The organism is Pseudomonas lalkuanensis (genome assembly GCF_008807375.1).
Lineage (GTDB): Bacteria > Pseudomonadota > Gammaproteobacteria > Pseudomonadales > Pseudomonadaceae > Metapseudomonas > Metapseudomonas lalkuanensis.
The window spans coordinates 4,562,184-4,579,316 of the sequence record NZ_CP043311.1 but is presented as its reverse complement, the minus strand read 5'-3'; the positions used below and the strand labels follow the sequence as shown (position 1 = coordinate 4,579,316).

General features: G+C 66.5%; 15 protein-coding genes. 9 read left to right on the top strand and 6 right to left on the bottom strand.

Annotated elements, in window-relative coordinates; all coding sequences use genetic code 11:
* The first annotated feature begins 6 nt into the window (after positions 1-6).
* The 5 genes from FXN65_RS21135 to FXN65_RS21115 all read left to right on the top strand — a co-directional run bounded on the left by FXN65_RS21135 (position 7) and on the right by FXN65_RS21115 (position 6,185).
* Entirely contained in the window at positions 7-1,683 is a 1,677-nt protein-coding gene (locus FXN65_RS21135) for an FAD-binding protein (RefSeq protein ID WP_151136080.1), read from the top strand.
* Positions 1,680-2,438: a glucose 1-dehydrogenase gene (locus FXN65_RS21130; RefSeq protein WP_151136078.1), complete on the top strand. Its 759-nt coding sequence runs from the start codon at positions 1,680-1,682 to the stop codon at positions 2,436-2,438. The genes FXN65_RS21135 and FXN65_RS21130 overlap by 4 nt, the downstream gene beginning before the upstream one ends.
* 13 nt (positions 2,439-2,451) lie before the next feature.
* Entirely contained in the window at positions 2,452-3,510 is a 1,059-nt protein-coding gene (locus FXN65_RS21125) for a ferredoxin--NADP reductase (protein ID WP_151136076.1), read from the top strand.
* A 268-nt stretch (positions 3,511-3,778) separates the two neighbouring features.
* On the top strand, positions 3,779-4,552 hold the full coding sequence (locus FXN65_RS21120; protein WP_151136074.1) for an SDR family NAD(P)-dependent oxidoreductase: 774 nt from the start codon (positions 3,779-3,781) through the stop codon (positions 4,550-4,552).
* A 64-nt stretch (positions 4,553-4,616) separates the two neighbouring features.
* Positions 4,617-6,185 carry a FadD3 family acyl-CoA ligase gene (locus FXN65_RS21115; protein ID WP_151136072.1) on the top strand — a complete coding sequence of 523 codons (1,569 nt, stop codon included), beginning with the start codon at positions 4,617-4,619 and terminating at the stop codon, positions 6,183-6,185.
* A gap of 164 nt (positions 6,186-6,349) precedes the next feature.
* Here the strand turns inward: FXN65_RS21115 and FXN65_RS21110 are convergent, their stop codons facing one another.
* From FXN65_RS21110 to FXN65_RS21095, 4 genes are all read right to left on the bottom strand, one after another.
* Positions 6,350-7,513 carry a helix-turn-helix transcriptional regulator gene (locus tag FXN65_RS21110; RefSeq protein WP_151136070.1) on the bottom strand — a complete coding sequence of 388 codons (1,164 nt, stop codon included), beginning with the start codon at positions 7,511-7,513 and terminating at the stop codon, positions 6,350-6,352.
* Positions 7,514-7,722: 209 nt separating this feature from the next.
* Entirely contained in the window at positions 7,723-9,597 is a 1,875-nt protein-coding gene (gene cysN, locus FXN65_RS21105) for a sulfate adenylyltransferase subunit CysN (RefSeq protein ID WP_151136068.1), read from the bottom strand.
* Positions 9,597-10,493: a sulfate adenylyltransferase subunit CysD gene (cysD, locus tag FXN65_RS21100; RefSeq protein WP_151136066.1), complete on the bottom strand. Its 897-nt coding sequence runs from the start codon at positions 10,491-10,493 to the stop codon at positions 9,597-9,599. Before cysD ends, cysN begins: the two co-directional genes overlap by 1 nt.
* A 103-nt stretch (positions 10,494-10,596) precedes the next feature.
* Complete coding sequence (locus FXN65_RS21095; protein WP_151136064.1) at positions 10,597-11,067, bottom strand: SRPBCC domain-containing protein; 471 nt, start codon at positions 11,065-11,067, stop codon at positions 10,597-10,599.
* 287 nt (positions 11,068-11,354) lie between these two features.
* On the opposite strand from FXN65_RS21095, the gene FXN65_RS21090 reads away from it, so the two are divergent.
* The 4 genes from FXN65_RS21090 (at position 11,355) to FXN65_RS21075 (ending at position 15,518) form a co-directional block, all read left to right on the top strand.
* Positions 11,355-12,467, top strand: a complete 1,113-nt coding sequence (locus FXN65_RS21090; protein WP_151136062.1) for a DUF1214 domain-containing protein — start codon at positions 11,355-11,357, stop codon at positions 12,465-12,467.
* On the top strand, positions 12,464-13,648 hold the full coding sequence (locus FXN65_RS21085) for a sulfotransferase family protein (RefSeq protein WP_151136060.1): 1,185 nt from the start codon (positions 12,464-12,466) through the stop codon (positions 13,646-13,648). The genes FXN65_RS21090 and FXN65_RS21085 overlap by 4 nt, the downstream gene beginning before the upstream one ends.
* Positions 13,649-13,751: 103 nt before the next feature.
* Positions 13,752-14,540, top strand: a complete 789-nt coding sequence (locus FXN65_RS21080) for an SDR family oxidoreductase (RefSeq protein ID WP_151136058.1) — start codon at positions 13,752-13,754, stop codon at positions 14,538-14,540.
* A 15-nt stretch (positions 14,541-14,555) separates the two neighbouring features.
* Positions 14,556-15,518, top strand: a complete 963-nt coding sequence (locus FXN65_RS21075; protein WP_244620691.1) for an acetyltransferase — start codon at positions 14,556-14,558, stop codon at positions 15,516-15,518.
* Between the two features lie 94 nt (positions 15,519-15,612).
* Here FXN65_RS21075 and FXN65_RS21070 read toward each other — a convergent pair whose 3' ends face one another.
* Entirely contained in the window at positions 15,613-16,311 is a 699-nt protein-coding gene (locus tag FXN65_RS21070; RefSeq protein ID WP_151136054.1) for a transglutaminase-like cysteine peptidase, read from the bottom strand.
* Between the two features lie 298 nt (positions 16,312-16,609).
* Complete coding sequence (locus FXN65_RS21065; RefSeq protein WP_151136052.1) at positions 16,610-16,909, bottom strand: hypothetical protein; 300 nt, start codon at positions 16,907-16,909, stop codon at positions 16,610-16,612.
* Positions 16,910-17,133 lie beyond the last annotated feature (224 nt).

The following is a 17,133-nucleotide window of genomic DNA, read 5'->3' as shown; positions in this document are numbered from 1 at the left end:
CCTGCCATGACGGCCATGGAGCAGACCCCGGAAGCGCCGCTGCGTGTGCGTGATGCCGCGCAGCTGGCCTGGGACGACAGCGCCGACCTGCTGGTGGTCGGCTTCGGTGGCGCCGGCGTGTGTGCTGCCATCGAGGCCGCAAGCCAGGGTGTGTCGGTACTGGCCCTGGATCGTTTCCAGGGCGGCGGTGCCACGGCGCGCAGCGGCGGTGTGGTCTACGCCGGCGGCGGCACATCGCAGCAGGCCGAAGCGGGCGTGGAAGACACAGTCGCGGCCATGTACGACTACCTGCGCCAGGAAGTGGGCGAGGCGGTTTCCGCCGAGACGCTGCGTGGCTTCTGCCAGGACAGCCGCGCCAACCTGGCCTGGCTGGAGCAGCAGGGCGCGGCCTTCCAGGGCAGCGTACCGCCGCTGAAAACCTCCTACCCCAGCGACCAGTACTACCTCTACTACTCGGGCAACGAAGCGGTGCCGAGCTACGCCGCCCAGGCGCGACCGGCCCCCCGTGGCCACCGTGCGCTGGGTTCCGGCATGTCCGGGATCGCCCTGTTCCGTCCTTTGGCCGCCACGGCCCTGCGCAAGGGCGTGCGCCTGCGTCGCCAGTGCGAGGTCCGGCGCCTGGTGCTGGACGATGCCGGCACCGTACTCGGCGTCGAAGCCTGGGAGCTGCCTGCCGGCAGCCGTGCCGCCAAGCGTCACGCACGGCTGAGCCGCTGGACCGATGCCATTCACCCCTATGCACCGGCCATTGCCGAAGGCTGGCGCCGCAAGCTGCGTGAGGTGGAGCTTGCTCACGGGCAACGCCGACTGATCCGCGCGCTGCACGGGGTGCTGCTCAGCTCGGGTGGATTCGTCTTCAACCGGGCCATGCTCGCCAATCATGCGCCGCGCTATCTCGACGGCTTGCCGCTGGGCACCAGTGGCTGCGACGGCAGCGGCATCCGCCTTGGCCAGAGTGCCGGGGGCCGCACCGCACGCATGGAGCGGGCCAGTGCCTGGCGCTTCATCAATCCGCCGCTGGCCTGGGCTCGCGGGCTGATCGTCAACGCGCAAGGCCAGCGCTACTGCAACGAAGAGGTCTACGGCGCCAGGCTCGGCCACGCCATGGTGGAAGAGCAGGGCGGTCGCGCCATCCTCATCCTCAATCGCGCGCTGATGAAGGAAGCCTTCGCCCAGGTGGGGCCGGGCAAGGTCTGGTCCTTCCAGCGCCTGCCGGCCGTGCTCAACATGCTGTTCAACGCCCGCCGTGGCCGCAGCCTCGCCGAACTGGCGGAGCGCAGCGGCTTGCCGCAGGCGAACCTCGAACGCACGGTCGCCGCCTACAACGCTGCGGCGCGGGGTGACCGCGACGATGAACTGGGCAAATCGAAGGCGTTCCTCGCGCCTCTGGATGAAGGCCCCTGGTATGCCCTGGACCTCTCGTTCGACAGCAAGCTCTTCCCCTGCCCGGTGATCACTCTCGGCGGCCTGACCGTGTGCGAACGCAGCGGCCAGGTGCTGGGGGAAGACGGCCAACCCGTTCCCGGCCTGTTCAGCGCCGGCCGCAATGCGGTGGGCGTGGCCTCCAATTTCTATGTGTCCGGCCTGTCCCTGGCCGACTGCGTCCATTCCGGACGACGGGTCGGCGCGCATGTGGCGGAACTGGTTCGTGCCGCTCTGGCTTCCCAAGGAGAACAACAATGAAACGAGTCGAAGGCAAGGTTTGTATCGTCACTGGCGCCGCCAGCGGCGTTGGGCGCGAAGATGCGCTGCTGCTGGCCAGCGAAGGGGCGAAGGTGGTACTCACCGACCTCAATGAAGAGGCCGGCCGTCAGGTGGCCGCCGAGATCGGCGCCAATGCGATCTTCGTTCGCCAGGACATCGCCAGCGAGGCCGATTGGCAGAACGTCATCAAGCTCACCCTGGAGAAATTCGGCCGTCTCGACGTGCTGGTGAACAACGCCGCCATCCTGGCCATGGCCAGTGTCGAGGACACCAGCCTGGAGCTGTGGCAGAAGGTCCAGCGTATCAACAGCGACGGCTACTTCCTCGGCTGCAAGTACGCCATTTCGGCGATGAAGGACAGCGGCGGTGGCTCCATCGTCAACATGTCCTCGGTGGCGGCCCTGGGCGGCATGCCGGCCTTCTGCGCCTACTCCGCTTCCAAGGGTGCGGTGGCTGCGCTGACCCGTACGGTGGCGCTGCACTGCAAGGAGCAGGGCTACCGCATCCGCTGCAACAGCGTGCATCCGGACGGCATCAACACCCCCATGACCCAGGCCCTGACCGGTGGCCAGGCGATTCCCCAGGACGTGCTCGACCAGAACCCGAAGAACCGCATGTGCGCGCCGCGCGACATCGCCAACCTGGTGCTCTTCCTCGCCTCCGACGAGTCGCGCTTCATCAATGGCAGCGAGCTGCGCATCGACAACGCGCAGACCGTCAGCGGCCTGCTTTGACCCGGAGAAGGCCATGGGCAGCGCACAGTCACTCATGATCGAGCCCCAGCAATCCGGCGCCTTCCAGCTGGAAGTGGCCGAGGTGATAGCCGAGACCCACGACAGTCGCTCGCTGGTGCTGCGGATACCCGCAGGACTGGAAGAGCGCTTCCGCTACAAGGCGGGGCAGTACCTCGGGTTTCGCGTGGTGCTCGGCGGCAAGCGGCTGACGCGCTGCTATTCCATGTCCAGTTCGCCGGATTGCGACACCCTGCCCAAGGTCACCGTCAAACGGGTGGACGGCGGCCGGGTGTCCAACTGGTTCAACGACCAGGTACGCCCCGGCGACCTGCTGGAGGTGCTCCCGCCTGCCGGGCACTTCCATCTGCGCCCCGGCGAGCATGACCTGGTGCTGTTCGGTGGTGGATCGGGGATCACCCCGGTGTTTTCCATCCTCAAATCGGCGCTGAAGACCACCGGCCGCCGGATCAAGCTGGTGTACGCCAATCGTGACGAGGCTTCGGTGATTTTCCGCGACGAGCTGAAGGCACTGGCCAAGGCCCATGTGGAGCAGCTGGAAGTGGTGCATGTGCTGGATTCGGTGCAGGGCTTCCTCAGCCAGGGCGAGGTGCGCCAGTTGGTGCGCGGCCACGCCGGTGCGGAGTTCTACATCTGCGGGCCGGGGCCCTTCATGGACACCGTCGAAGGTGCGTTGCTGGGACTGGGGGAGGCGCGCGAGCGCATTCATGTGGAGCGTTTCGTCTCGCCGCCCGATCCGGATGCCCAGGAGACCGTTCAGGCTGCCGCAGGCGTTGAGGCGGAGCAGTTGCTGGTTGAACTCGACGGCCAGCTCAGCGAGGTGCCGGTGCAGTCGGGCGAGACCCTGCTGCAGAGCATGCGCAAAGCCGGCCTCGACGCGCCTTACTCTTGTGAAGAGGGTTTCTGTGGCGCCTGCATGTGCAAGGTGGAGGAGGGCGAAGTGGTGCTCTCGCGCAACGATATTCTCAGCCCCGCCGAACTCGCCGAAGGCTGGACCCTGGCATGCCAGGGTCGTCCCGGCAGCGCGCGGCTGAAACTGAAGTTTCCGGGGTGACAGCCGGGAGCTACCGCCCTTGCGGGTGGTATTGAGCGTGTATGTCTGTGCCTTTACACCCGGCTTCGGCCGGGTTTTTTATGGGTGCGGGGTACATACGATTCTGTGGGAGCGATTTCAATCGCGAATGAATTCGCTCCCACATCATGAGGTCTTCCACCTCCAGAGCTGGCGGGAAGCGTAGTCTCAACGGACGATCACTCCCGTTCATTCCGGCGGTAGACTCCGCCGAAAAACCCATTCCAACAACAAGACATCGAGGTTTGCCATGGCGCGTCTGTCCAACAAGGTTGCGGTCATCACGGGTGCCGCTTCGGGTATCGGTCTGGCCTGTGTTCGTCGTTTCGCCGCCGAAGGCGCGCAGGTGGTCGGGCTGGATGTGGGTGAACCCCGCGCGGATGTCATCGCCAGCCTGGAGGGGCTGCAGCCGGCGCCGCTGTTCATGACCCTGGACGTGCGCGACGAGGCGCGGGTGCAGGCGGTCATGGAAGAAGTGGCGAAGCGCTTCGGACGCATCGATGCCCTGGTCAACGCCGCCGGCATCGCCAGCCGTGGCAGCATCACCGAGACCAGCACCGAGGAGTGGCGCAGGGTCCTGGATATCCACCTGACCGGTTCCATGCTCACCAGCCGCTACGCACTGCAGCAGATGCTCGCCCAGCGCAGCGGCTCGATCATCAACTTCGGTTCGATCTTCGGCCTGCAGGGTTGCGACGGCAACGCCGCGTACAACACCGCCAAGGGCGGCATCACCCAGCTGACCCGCTCCATGGCCATCGACTACGGCCACGCCAATATCCGCGTCAACGGCCTCTGCCCGGGGCTGATCGACACGCCCATGACCCAGATGGTCAAGGAGCAGAAGGAATTCCACGCCTACTTCGCGTCCCAGCACATGCTCTGCCGTGCCGGGCAGCCGGAAGAGGTGGCCAGCGTGGCGCTGTTCCTCGCTTCCGACGACGCCTCCTTCGTCAGCGGGCAGATGATCGCGGTGGATGGCGGTTTCTCCGCCGGCCGCCGTTTCGCACCGCCGCAAGCCTGATTTCCCATCCATGCCACGGCCGGGTTCATCCGGCCGCTGCCCCGTCGCGCCCCGAGAAAAGCCCATGACCGACCTGGAAAGCATCCTGACCATTCCTCAGCTGCTGGCCGCCACTGCGACCCGCTACGGCGAATCCATGGCCATCGAGGACGACAGCGTCCACATCAGCTACCACCGGCTCGACCAGTTGCGCCGCCAGGCCGCACGGGCCCTGCTGGCGCTGGACATTCAGGCCGGCGAGCGGGTGGCGATCTGGGCGCCCAACGTCCACGAGTGGATAGTCGCGGCCATCGCCCTGCAAAGCGTCGGCGCGGTGCTGGTGCCGTTGAATACGCGGATGAAAGGCAGTGAAGCGGCCTTCATCCTGCGTGAGAGCGGCGCCAGCCTGCTGTTCGTGATCGGCGAGTTCCTTGGCACCGACTACCCGTCCCTGCTGTCCGGTGAGGCGCTGCCAGCGCTGCGCATGCGCATCTGCCTGCGCGGCGCGGCACCGGATTGCCTCGGCTGGGACGATTTCATGGCGCTGGCGGATGAGGTGTCCCCGGCGGAGCTGGTGGTGCGCGAAAGCCAGGTGGACCAGCACAGCCTGTCGGACCTGCTGTTCACCTCCGGCACCACCGGCAAGCCCAAGGGCGTGATGACCGCCCACGGCCAGAACCTGCGCATCGTCCGCGACTGGAGTGCCATGGTCGGCCTGCGCCCGGGTGATCGCTACCTGATCGTCAATCCGTTCTTCCACAGCTTCGGCTACAAGGCCGGCTGGCTGGCGGCGCTGATGCGCGGTTGCTGCATCCTGCCGCAGCAGGTGTTCGATGTGCCGGTGATGCTCGAACGCGTCGCTCGCGAGCGCGTGAACGTGCTGCCGGGGCCGCCGACCCTGTACCAATCGATCCTGGCCTTCCCCGAGCGCGGGCGTTTCGACCTGTCCAGCCTGCGGGTCGCGGTCACCGGTGCGGCCTCGGTACCGGTGGAAATGGTGCGGCGCATGCGCAGCGAGCTCGGCTTCGAAACCATAGTCACCGCCTACGGCCTCACCGAGGCCTGCGGCTTCGTCACCATCTGCCGGCCGGGGGATTCGGCCGAGCGGGTGGCGACCACCTCGGGCCGCGCCTTCCCCGATGTGGAAGTGCGCTGCGTCGATGCCAGCGGCAATCCGCTACCGCCGGGGGAACCGGGCGAGCTGCTGGTGCGCGGCTACAACCTGATGCAGGGCTACTTCAACAACCCTGAAGCCACCGCTGAAGCCATCGATGCCGAGGGCTGGCTGCACACCGGCGACATCGGCGTGCTGGATGAGGACGGTTACCTGCGCATCACCGACCGCATCAAGGACATGTTCATCACCGGCGGCTTCAACGTGTATCCGGCGGAGATCGAGCAAGTGATCCTGCGCTATCCGGGCGTGGCCCAGGCGGCGGTGATCGGCATTCCCGACGAGCGCCTGGGCGAAGTGGCCATGGCCTTCCTCCTGCCCGCGTCCGGCCAGCAACTGGATACCGGCGACTTCCTCGCCTGGTGTCGCGAGCAGATGGCCAACTACAAGGTCCCGCGCCGCGTCCAGGTGGTGGATGCGATGCCGTTGAACGCCGCGGGCAAGGTGACCAAGGACACGTTGCGGCGATTGGCGGTGTAGGGGGGCTGAAGCCCACCCTAACGTGCGGTGCCTCAGGATGGGTGTGGGAGCGAGTTCATTCGCGAAAAAAACTTACCCCAGCCCTCTCCCAGAGGGAGAGGGAGCAATTCGTGCAGTGGTTGAGCACCGCGCGCGGCCGTGCCGCGATTGCCACGGAATGCGCCTCACGCCAACGAAGCCACGCTATTGAGCAGGGTCTTCACCAGTTGCGCCTGGCGCGTGGCGCCGGTCTTGGCGAACACGCCGCGCAGGTGAGCGCGTACGGTGTTGCGTGATACGCCGAGGCGCTCGGCGCTTTCGTCCAGGGTCAGGCCATCCATCATCAGCATCGCCACTTCGGTTTCCGTGCGGGTCAGCTGGAACAGGCTGCGCAGCAGGCATCGCGAGGCTTGCGGCGAGTCGCCCGGGTCGCGGATGAACACCGCCACCGCTGGCCGCCTGGCATTGCCCTGGCTCTCGTAGTTCAGGGCGATGGGACGCAGCAGCAGGTTGAGCGGCACCTCTCCGGTGGGCCGCGCCAGGGTCAATACCTCGATGCAGTCGTCCCGGCCGTGCTGGTGGTGCTGCAGCATGGTCTGGATGTTGCGCTGCAGGTTGCGGTTGTCCTGGCCGGCGAAGGCCCGCAGCTTGTCCTGGTGGCATTCGAGGCCATCCCGCGCGGCGAACAGGCGCTGGGCGGCCTGGTTGCTGCTGATCACCTTGCCGGTCTGGTCGAGGATGGCGGCGCCCACCAAAAGTCGGTCGATGGTCACGGCATAGAGGCGGCGCTCGGAGTCCAACTGGTCCACCGTCGAGTGCAGGTCCACGGCCTGTTGCAGGTGCGGCAGCAGCAGGCGCACCAGGGCCGTTTCCGCGGCGTCGAAATCCTGTCCGGCATGCCCTCGGCACGCGAACAGGGCGCAGTGCATGCCGGCGGCCGTCTGCATGTTGGCCACCAGCACGTAGCGCAGGTCCAGCGGGCGCAGGTAGCTCTGGTAGAAATCGTGGGCCAGCCAGTGTTCGGTCCCTAGCACCTGGTCGGCGCTGGCGACCTGGTCGGCGGGCCAGTCGAGGAAGGGGCAGATGGCGTAGTAATGCTCGCTGTAGGAGGGCTCGCCGGGCAGGTATGGGCCATGGACCGAGGCATTGACGATCAGCCCCGGCCGCTCATGGGCGGGATTGCGCAGCACCAGGGTCAGGTAGCTCGCGTCGAAGCGCTGGCGCAGCGCTTCCAGCAGGCTGGCCCAGGGCGTGGGTTCCTGCGGTCCGCGGTAGTTCAGTGCCAGCAGTTCGCTGAGTTCGGCGGCACTGATCCCCGCCAGTTCATGGGCATGTCGAAGGTCGTCCATCCTCGCCTCGCTTGTTGTGGTTGTCGGGCTGGATCGGCTGAGTATTGGTGGCGCCCGCTGGGGATAAATCGTCCGTTCGGCCTAGTGGCGGCAGGGATCGATTCGTCTGGCCGGCAAATCCAGGAGCGAGCTCTGCTCGCGAACTTCCGAGTACGGGACATTCGCGAGCAGGTTCGCTCCTACGGGTCAGGCCCGCCGAGGACGCGGGGTCAGAGCGCCAACAGGTGTTCGACGATGCGCTCGGCGGCGGCCTCCGCCGATTCCCGTGCCGTATCGATGTGCAGGTCCGGCGCCACTGGCGGCTCGTAGGGCGAATCGATGCCCGTGAAGTGCTTCAGCTCGCCGCGCCGGGCCTTCTGGTAGAGGCCCTTGGGATCGCGGCTCTCGGCCAGCTCCAGGGATGCGTCGATGAAGATCTCCAGGAAGGCACCGTCGCCCGCGAGGCTGCGTGCCAGTTCGCGTTCAGCGCGGAAGGGGGAGATGAACGACACCAACGTGATCAGCCCCGCATCCAGCATCAGCCGCGCCACTTCGGCCACCCGGCGGATGTTCTCCACCCGGTCGGCTTCGCTGAAACCCAGGTCGCGGTTGAGGCCGTGGCGCACGTTGTCGCCGTCGAGCAGGTAAGTGTGCCGGCCCAGGGCATGGAGCTTGCGCTCCACCAGATTGGCGATGGTGGACTTGCCGGCTCCGGAGAGCCCGGTGAACCAGAGGATGCGCGCTGTCTGGCCCTTCAGCGTGGCGCGGGACGCGCCGTTCACGTCGATAGCCTGCCAGTGCACGTTCTGCGCGCGGCGCAGGGCGAAGTGCAGCATGCCCGCGCCAATGGTCTGGTTGCTCAGCCGGTCGATGATGATGAAGCCGCCGGTGTCGCGGTTTTCCCCATAGGGATCGAAGGCGATCGCCTGGTCCAGGCTCAGGTTGCACACGCCGATCTCGTTGAGCTCCAGGGTTCTTGCCGCGAGCTGTTCCAGGTTGTTGACGTTGACCTTGTGCTTCAGGGTCGCGCAGCTCATGCCGAGGGTGCGGCAGCCGATCTTCATCAGATAGGGACGGCCGGGCAGCAGGGGCTCCTCGCCCATCCACACCAGGGTGGCTTCGAACTGGTCGGCCACGGCGGGAGGCGCGTCGGCCCGGACGATCAGGTCGCCACGGCTGATGTCGATTTCGTCTTCCAGGGTCAGGGTCACGGCCTGGCCGCAGATGGCTTCTTCCTGTGCGCCGGCCATGCCGAGAATGCCGGCGACGCGGCTCTGCTGGCCGGACGGCAGGACGCGGATGCGTTCGCCGACACGGATGGTCCCCGCCGCGACGTTGCCGGCGAAGCCACGGAAGTCCAGGTTCGGCCGGTTCACCCATTGCACCGGCAGACGGAAGGCGGCGCCGGAACGGACCGCTTCCAGGGGGGCGTTCTCCAGGTGCCGGAGCAGGCTCGGGCCCTGGTACCAGGGCATGTTGGCGCTGCCTTCCAGGAGGTTGTCGCCCTTGAGCGCCGACATCGGTATGCACTGGATATCGGTAAGGCCCACTTGCGCGGCGAAGGCGCGATAGTCGGCTTCGATGCGGTTGAAGACCTCTTCCGAGTAATCCATCAGGTCCATCTTGTTCACCGCCACCAGCACCTGGCGGATGCCCAGCAGAGACACCAGGTAGCTGTGCCGGCGCGTCTGTGGCAGCAGGCCCTGGCGGGCGTCGATGAGGATCACCGCGAGGTCTGCAGTGGAGGCGCCGGTGACCATATTGCGGGTGTACTGCTCGTGGCCGGGCGTGTCGGCAACGATGAACTTGCGCTTGTCGGTGGCGAAGAAGCGGTAGGCGACGTCGATGGTGATGCCTTGCTCGCGCTCGGCCGCCAGGCCGTCCACCAGCAGGGCGAAATCCAGTTCGCCGCCCTGGGTGCCGAGCTTTTTCGAGTCCGCCTCCAACTGGCCGAGCTGGTCTTCGAAGAGCACCTTGGTTTCGTACAGCAGGCGACCGATCAGGGTGCTCTTGCCGTCGTCGACGCTGCCGCAGGTGATGAAGCGCAGCAGGTCCTTGTGTTGTTGCTGTTCGAGGTACTGGTCAAGTTCGATCCTGGCGTTCATCAGAAGTAGCCCTCTTGTTTCTTCTTCTCCATGGAACCGGCCGAATCGCTGTCGATCAGCCGACCCTGGCGCTCGGAGGTACGGCTCACCAGCATTTCCTGGATGATTGCCGGGAGGTTGTCGGCGTCGCTGTCGATGGCACCGGTCAGGGGGTAGCAGCCAAGGGTGCGGAAGCGCACCTTGCGCAGTTCGGGGCTTTCGCCGGGGAGCAGCGGCAGGCGCTCGTCATCGACCATGATCAGGGTGCCGTCGCGGCTCACCACCGGGCGCTCCCGGGCGAAATAGAGCGGCACGATGGGAATGCCTTCGAGGTAGATGTATTGCCAGATATCCAGCTCGGTCCAGTTGGAGAGCGGGAACACCCGCAGGCTTTCGCCCTTGCGCTTGCGGGTGTTGTACAGGCGCCAGAGTTCGGGGCGCTGCTGCTTGGGGTCCCAGCGGTGCTGTTCGGAGCGGATCGAGAACACGCGCTCCTTGGCCCGGGACTTCTCTTCATCGCGCCGGGCACCGCCGAAGGCCGCGTCGAAGCCGTACAGGTCCAGGGCCTGCTTCAGCCCCTGGGTCTTCCAGATATCGGTGTGCAGTGCAGAACCGTGGGTGAAGGGGTTGATCCCGCGTTCCTGGCCTTCCGGGTTGATGTGCACCAGCAGTTCGAGGCCCAGGCGTTCGGCGGTCTGGTCGCGGAAGGCGATCATTTCGCGGAACTTCCAGGTGGTGTCCACGTGCAGCAGGGGGAAGGGCGGTTTGCCCGGCGCGAAGGCCTTCAGCGCCAGGTGCAGCATCACCGCACTGTCCTTGCCGATGGAGTAGAGCATCACCGGGTTTTCACACTCGGCGACCACTTCGCGGATGATCTGGACGCTTTCGGCTTCCAGGCGTTGCAGGTGAGTCAGCATCGCTTGCCTCCTTGGGTGGGGCCGGCTCCACGCGGGGCGAGCCGGCTTTTTTCCACGGTAGGGAATGCGCTGCCGGGGGTTCTTCGTCCGAGCAGACGAAGTTTCAGCGGCTCTCGGCGAACAGCGCTTCGGCGCGTGCCTTGACCGCCAGGGCCACCGCGTCGAAGCCCTGCTTGACCCAAGGGCCGTGCAGTTCCATCACCTGGTCGGCAGTGGCGCCGAGGAACAGGTCGGTGGTGTGGTAGCGGCAACTCTGGGCCCCGGTGGCTTCGATCAGCTGTTCACGGCGCGCGGCGTCGGGATTGTTCGCGCTGGCGTGCATTTCCCAGGCCAGCAGGCGCGGCGGTTCGAAGCTGGCCAGTTGCTCGACCACATGGAGCAGCTCGCCGGGACTGGCGGGGTTGGGCAGGTACAGGTTCACCGGCTCGCCGAGGCGCAGGCTCGACTCCACCCTCACGGTGAAGGGGTTCCATTCGGGGTAGCGCGCAAGGTCCACCAGCACCGACCAGACCAGCTCGGCGGGGGCGGCGATATCCACGGTCAGCGACCGCACCAGGTTCTTCTCATCAGCCATCGGGGATTCCTCGGGAGTCAGGCACCGCACCGTGCGGCGCCGATCCGGCCGATGCTCCGCGCCCGCTGCCGCCAGTTCCTCGTCCGGGTGGACTAGGGCTGGGGCTACGGAGCTGTAGGAGCCAGCTTGCTGGCGAATGTTGCGCTCCGCTTTCGCGAGCGAGCGCGCTTCTACATCCAGAAGCGAGCCAGCCGGTGATTTAGTCCGCCCGGACGAAGAATCCGTCCTGTCCATCTCCCTAAGGTTTCCGCAGTGGCGGGCTATCCGCCGGACCAGAGGAGACCGAAATGGCCACAGATGGAGTCGAACAGCAGGTGCTGACCGGGCAGGTCTGGAGCGATTTCTGCGACCAGCTCAAACGCAGTGGCGAGCAGATCCTGCGAAGCGAGGCACCCGGCGATGCGCAGACCCGCGCCGAGGGTTTCCGCTACCTCACTCGCCTGCTGCGCATCGCCCTGGAAATGCACCTGGAGTTCGCCGATCCGGACTTCCCCGGCTTTTTCTCACCGTCCCACGAGACCGCGAAGATCGGCGCCGACAACCCGGACAACCTCTACCAGTACGCCCGCCTCAACGGCGCGAACCAGTACCGCGTCAGTGGCCGCCGGGGGAGTGTGTCCTACCTCAGTTTCGGTACCCAGAAGGGCGGCTACGAAAGCGACGGCAAGATGATCCAGACCGGCTTCATCGACGCCAGCCAACTGCAGCTCGCCGCTGACGGCAGTTTCGAAATCACCCTCAGCCGGGAACCCGTGAAAGCCGGCAACTGGCTGCGCCTGGAGCCCGAGAGCAATGCGCTGATCGTCCGTCAGACCTTTCTCGACCGCGCCAGCGAGCAGCCCGCGCAGCTGCGCATCGAACGCCTGGACAGCCAGCAGAAGCCCGAACCGCTGAGCGCGGAACGCCTGCAGCAGAGCCTGGGGCGGGTCGCCAGCTTCGTCGAGAACACCGCGCGGCTGTTCGCCAACTGGGCCCAGGGCTACCAGGCCCATACCAACCAGTTGCCGCCGGCGGACCAGGCCCTGTGCCAGTCGGTGGGCGGCGACCCGAACATCTTCTACTACCACGGCTACTGGTCGCTGGCGGAGGACGAGGCGCTGCTGATCGACGTCGACCAGGTGCCGGACTGCGATTTCTGGAACCTGCAGATCAACAACTACTGGATGGAGTCCCTCGACTACCGCCATCACCGCATCTGCCTGAACAAGCATTCGGCGCAGCCGGACGCGCGCGGCGGCGTGCGCATGGTGCTGAGCCACCGCGACCCGGGCCTGCCCAACTGGCTGGAAACCGCCGGCCACGCCGACGGCACCTTCTGCCTGCGCTGGGTCGGCGCCGCGCGTCCCTTCCACCCCGTTACCCGCGTGGTCAAGCTCGACCACCTCAAGGAGTTGCAATGACCCGTCCCATTTCCGCCGGTGACGATTTCTCCCCGGACAGTCTGCTGGCCGACGCCAGCCGCTGTGCCGGCGGGCTCGACGACTTCGGCCCCGGTGACTACCGCCAGGCCCTCGCGGTGCTGGCCGATGCCTTGCACACAGAGGCCAGGCTGTCCGCCCAGGGCCGGGTGCTGCTCCGGGAAAAGCTGGTGGCGCAGCTGGTCAACCGCCTGGTGATCGAGGCGCACTGCAAGCGTCACCCGGAGATTCTCCAGCAGCCCATCGACGACCCGCTGGTGATCGTCGGCCTGCCGCGCACCGGAACCACGCTGCTGCAACGGCTGCTGTCGGTGGACCCGCAGTTCAGCAAGGCGCAGTGGTGGGAAACCCGCTACCCGGCGCCGCTGGAGGGCGAAACCCTGGAACGTCCGCAGGTGCGGATCGAGCGGGCGCGCGCCGAGGTCGCCGCGATGATCGAATGCGTGCCGCAGATCCTGGCGATCCATCCTCTGGACGCCGAGCAGCCGGATGAGGAGTTCATGCTCATGGAGCACTCCTTCCTCTGCGCCATGGATTCCTACGTCAACGTGCCGGCCTACACCGCCTGGCTCGATCGCCAGGACCAGACCCAGGTCTACGCGTACCTGAAGAAGATGCTGCAGTTCCTGCAATGGCAGCAGGCGCGTCGCGGCATCGCGCCGGGGAGCCGCTGGCTGCTCAAGAGCCCGCAGCACCTGCACACCCTGGAGATCCTGCTGAAGGTCTTCCCGAAGGCGCAGGTGATCCTCACCCATCGCGACCCGGGCAAGACCATCCCGTCGCTGGCGAGCTTCATCCACACCCTCTGGCAGATCTACAGCGACCAGGCCGACCCGGCCCAGGTCGGCGAGCAGTGGAACAGCCGTATGGCCCGCGCCCTGCGCCACAGCATGGCGGTGCGCGAAGGCCTGCCGGACGGCGCGTTCTTCGACCTGCACTTCGAGGACACGGTGACAGACCCGCTGGGCGTGGCCGAGCGCATCTATCGCTTCGCCGGCCTGGAACTGACGCCTGAGGTCCGTGCGGCGATGGCCGGCTGGCTGTCGCGCAATGGTCGCGAGAAGCGTGCGGCGCACCAGTACGACCCGGCCACCTTCGGCCTCGATGACGCGCGCCTGCAGCGCGACTACGGCGACTACCGCGCTCGTTACCTGACCGTGTAGGAGCGAGGGGGACGCCTAGTTCTTGCTCGCGAATGGGGACTCCCTCTTCGCCAGCCGCTGGCTCCTGCGAATAGCAGAACAACAAGAACAAGAGGAACTGAACATGCTGCTGAGCAACAAGGTTTTGATGATCTCCGGCATCGGTCCGGGCATGGGTATCAAGCTCGCCCTGGAGGCTGCGCGCGAAGGCGCACGTGCCGTGGCGATCTGTGCTCGCAATGAAGAGCGCCTGCGCGAGGCGGAACAGCGCATCCAGGCCCTGGGCACCGATTGCCAGGTGCTGTGGATGCCCACCGACGTGAGCGACGCCGACGCCTGTCGCCGATTCGCCGAGGCAACGGTGGAGCGCTTCGGGCGCATCGATGCCCTGGTCAACAGCGCCTTCGCCCACGGTGGTTTCGAGTCCCTGGAAAGCTGTAGCGACCAACTGATGCAGGAAGCCCTGGAGGTGAACCTGTTCGGCTCGCTGAACCTGACTCGCGCCGTGTTGCCGCAGATGAAGGCGCAGCGCTCCGGCGCCATCGCCATGGTCAGCACCCTGGGCGTGTTCAAGCCTTACGCCGGGGGCGGCGCCTATGCGATCTCCAAGGGCAGCCTGGCGGTGGCGGTGCGCTACCTGGCCGCTGAGCTGGCTGGACAGGGCCTGCGGGTGAACGGCCTGGCCTGTGGCTGGATGTGGGGCGAACCGGTGCAGGCCCATGTGCGTGAGGCCGCCGCTGCGCGCGGTGTCAGCGAAGAACAGGTGCGTGCCGAATTCAGCCAGGGAATTCCCGGCGGACGTATGCCGGGCGACGAGGAATGCGCCCGCGCGGCGTTGTTCCTGGTCTCCGACTACGCCAGTGCCATCAACGGTGCGCAGCTGGACGCCAACGGCGGCGAGCTGATGCGCTGAGCGCGGAGGATGAAGATGCTCGATCATTGCGCCTTCAACGGCGACGCGGACGGACTCTGCGCCCTGCAGCAATTGCGCCTGGCTGGTGAACTCGCCGCAGGCGTGCGCCTGGTCAGCGGCGTGAAGCGCGACATCGGCCTGCTCGACCGGGTGCAGGCCGACCCGGGCGAGCGGGTCACGGTGCTGGATATTTCCCATGAACAGAATCGGACGGACGTCGCGCGCCTGCTCGATTCCGGTGCCCGAGTCCGCTACTTCGACCACCACTTCGCCGGTGAATTGCCTGGGCATCCGGCGTTCGAGTCCTTCATCGACCCGGCAGCGGACGTCTGCACCAGCCTGCTGGTGGATCGCTACCTCACGGGACGATTCCATCGATGGGCGGTGGTGGCGGCCTTCGGGGATGGCATGGCCGGGCCGGCCCGGGCGTTGGCCGAGCGTCATGGCCTGGACGCGGCGGATATCGACGCGCTGGCAGAGCTGGGCGAGCTGCTGAACTACAACGCCTATGGCGACAGCCTGGACGACCTGCATTTCGATCCGCTGGCGCTGGCGGCGGAGCTGGCGCCCTACGACGATCCGCTGGACTTCATCGGGCAGAGCCCCAGCTTCGCCCGCTTGCGTGAGGGATACGGCGCCGACATGGCGGCTGCGGCCCGACTCGAGCCCTGGCTGGTGGGGGAGGGCGCCACGCTCTATCGCTTGCCGGCGGAGCCCTGGGCGCGGCGGGTCAGCGGGGTGCTGGCCAACCAGCTGGCAGCGCGGGACCCGCGGCGGGCACTGGGCCTGCTGAGCGCGCGGGCCGATGGGGATTGGACCTTCAGCCTGCGGGTAGCGGCGGACGCCAGCCTGGAAGCGGACGCCTTCTGCCGGGGCTTCGCGACCGGGGGTGGGCGCAAGCGCGCGGCTGGCATCAACCACTTGCCGGCCGGGGCGTTGCAGGAATTCGCCGATACGTTTCTGGGCAGCTACCAGTAGGTAGGGTGCGTTGCGCGCACCAATCGTGGGTTTCGGCCTGGCGCGATGTTCAAGCACCGGTGCGCAAGGCGCACCCTGAGAGGAGGCTCCGTAGTTACAACACGAAGCCTTCCCGCGCCATGCGTGCCAGCAGGCCCTGCCAGAACGGCAGTTCGGCTGTGCTGCCGACGCGTTTGAACGCGCTGCCTTTCATCGCATAGAGCCCCTGGGCGTCGAAGGCGTAGCGCAGGGCGAGGTCCTGGCGGCGGTAGGTGGGGAGGATGTCGTCCACCAGGTTGTCGAGGACCAGGGGCTCGGCATCCGGGGTTTCGTGATAGGTCACCACCATGTGCGCCTGGTTCAGCTCCAGGGCGCGGGCATAGGTGATGCGCAGCTTGTCCGGGGCAACGCCCAGTTGCAGCAGGGTGAAGTACTTGGCCAGGGCGAAGTCCTCACAGTCCCCGGCACCCTTGGCCAGGGTTTCCACGGGCGTGGCCCAGTAGTCGCGGCGCTGCCAGAGCTCGCTGTCGTCGCTGAAGCGCACCTGGCGATTGATCAACTGGTTGACCGCCTGCAGCTGCTGCCGCTCGCCCAGTTGGCGGCCGCTCTCCAGCAATTCATGCCAGGCGTGCAGGCGCTCCTTGGCGGGCCCGCTGCGGCCGTAGCGCTTTTCCGCCTTGCGCAGCACCGGATCGACACTCCAGGCGGCCTTGGCGCTGCCGGCACCGAACAGCAGGCTGCCACCAAAAAGCAGGAGGGCGAGGAAATGCCAGGACAGGGATAGGCCGAAGCGGCGGGAGACAGGCTTCTGCAACGGGTTGACTCTCCAGGGAATACGGCCGGCGCCGGGTTCTGCGGTGGATCAATCCGTTGAGCGAATCACCGGCATAGAGGTATCCCTCCGCCGGTTCGAGGATGCGCAAACACTAGGATCGGTGCGCCCAGCGCTGCAAGGGGCAGGAGACGCGCGGCACGGCTGCGGGCGGGGCAGGAACTGGGGAACGGCTCTGGGATGGGCTCCGGCAGGGCTGGCCGGTTGTCGGAAAGTCGTCAGGATGCTGCCCGCCGGGTGCGCAGTAATGGGTGCGCATCCGACGGGCGGTCACTTCGGGTCATTTTCCGAATTCGACCCTTTGCTTGTGGATCGGCGACTGGTACTGCGGGATTTGCCGCCCACTGGACCGCATGTCGTCATCCTGGGTTTGTTGCCCGGCAGCGGTCGGCTGTTGCTCGACCATGCGGGTAAAGCTCTCGCTGGAATCCTCCTTCATCTGAATGATTTGCTGGTTGCGTATCCGATAGTCGTTCAGGCGATCGCTTCCATTCTCTGCGAAGACCGGTCCTGATCCCGCTGTCGCTGCGAGGGCCAGAAGCAGGCCGCCGAGGGCCGTCGTGCTGAATGTCGATTTCATGATCCGTACCTCTTGTTTCCCACTCTCGTTCCCCAACGAGTGGATCAACAGGATCGGTCATTGTTACAGGCAGCGGTGAGGGACTGACGGATGGCAGGAAAATGGACCGGCGGACTCTTGCAAGGCATTGACTGGCATGGATATTTCCGCCGTTTCTGCCCGAATTTGACGCGTCGTTGCAGGGCGTGGACCCGGAGAAGCGGCGAGATGAGGATGCCTGCCAC

Bases quoted from the DNA above. Each gene is read 5' to 3' on its own strand.
- FXN65_RS21110 (WP_151136070.1), bottom strand. From the start codon at position 7,513: ATGGACGACCTTCGACATGCCCATGAACTGGCGGGGATCAGTGCCGCC.
- FXN65_RS21095 (WP_151136064.1), bottom strand. From the start codon at position 11,067: ATGGCTGATGAGAAGAACCTGGTGCGGTCGCTGACCGTGGATATCGCC.
- FXN65_RS21130 (WP_151136078.1), top strand. From the start codon at position 1,680: ATGAAACGAGTCGAAGGCAAGGTTTGTATCGTCACTGGCGCCGCCAGC.
- FXN65_RS21125 (WP_151136076.1), top strand. From the start codon at position 2,452: ATGGGCAGCGCACAGTCACTCATGATCGAGCCCCAGCAATCCGGCGCC.
- FXN65_RS21090 (WP_151136062.1), top strand. From the start codon at position 11,355: ATGGCCACAGATGGAGTCGAACAGCAGGTGCTGACCGGGCAGGTCTGG.
- FXN65_RS21065 (WP_151136052.1), bottom strand. From the start codon at position 16,909: ATGAAATCGACATTCAGCACGACGGCCCTCGGCGGCCTGCTTCTGGCC.
- cysD (WP_151136066.1), bottom strand. From the start codon at position 10,493: ATGCTGACTCACCTGCAACGCCTGGAAGCCGAAAGCGTCCAGATCATC.
- FXN65_RS21085 (WP_151136060.1), top strand. From the start codon at position 12,464: ATGACCCGTCCCATTTCCGCCGGTGACGATTTCTCCCCGGACAGTCTG.
- FXN65_RS21080 (WP_151136058.1), top strand. From the start codon at position 13,752: ATGCTGCTGAGCAACAAGGTTTTGATGATCTCCGGCATCGGTCCGGGC.
- FXN65_RS21120 (WP_151136074.1), top strand. From the start codon at position 3,779: ATGGCGCGTCTGTCCAACAAGGTTGCGGTCATCACGGGTGCCGCTTCG.
- FXN65_RS21135 (WP_151136080.1), top strand. From the start codon at position 7: ATGACGGCCATGGAGCAGACCCCGGAAGCGCCGCTGCGTGTGCGTGAT.
- cysN (WP_151136068.1), bottom strand. From the start codon at position 9,597: ATGAACGCCAGGATCGAACTTGACCAGTACCTCGAACAGCAACAACAC.
- FXN65_RS21075 (WP_244620691.1), top strand. From the start codon at position 14,556: ATGCTCGATCATTGCGCCTTCAACGGCGACGCGGACGGACTCTGCGCC.
- FXN65_RS21115 (WP_151136072.1), top strand. From the start codon at position 4,617: ATGACCGACCTGGAAAGCATCCTGACCATTCCTCAGCTGCTGGCCGCC.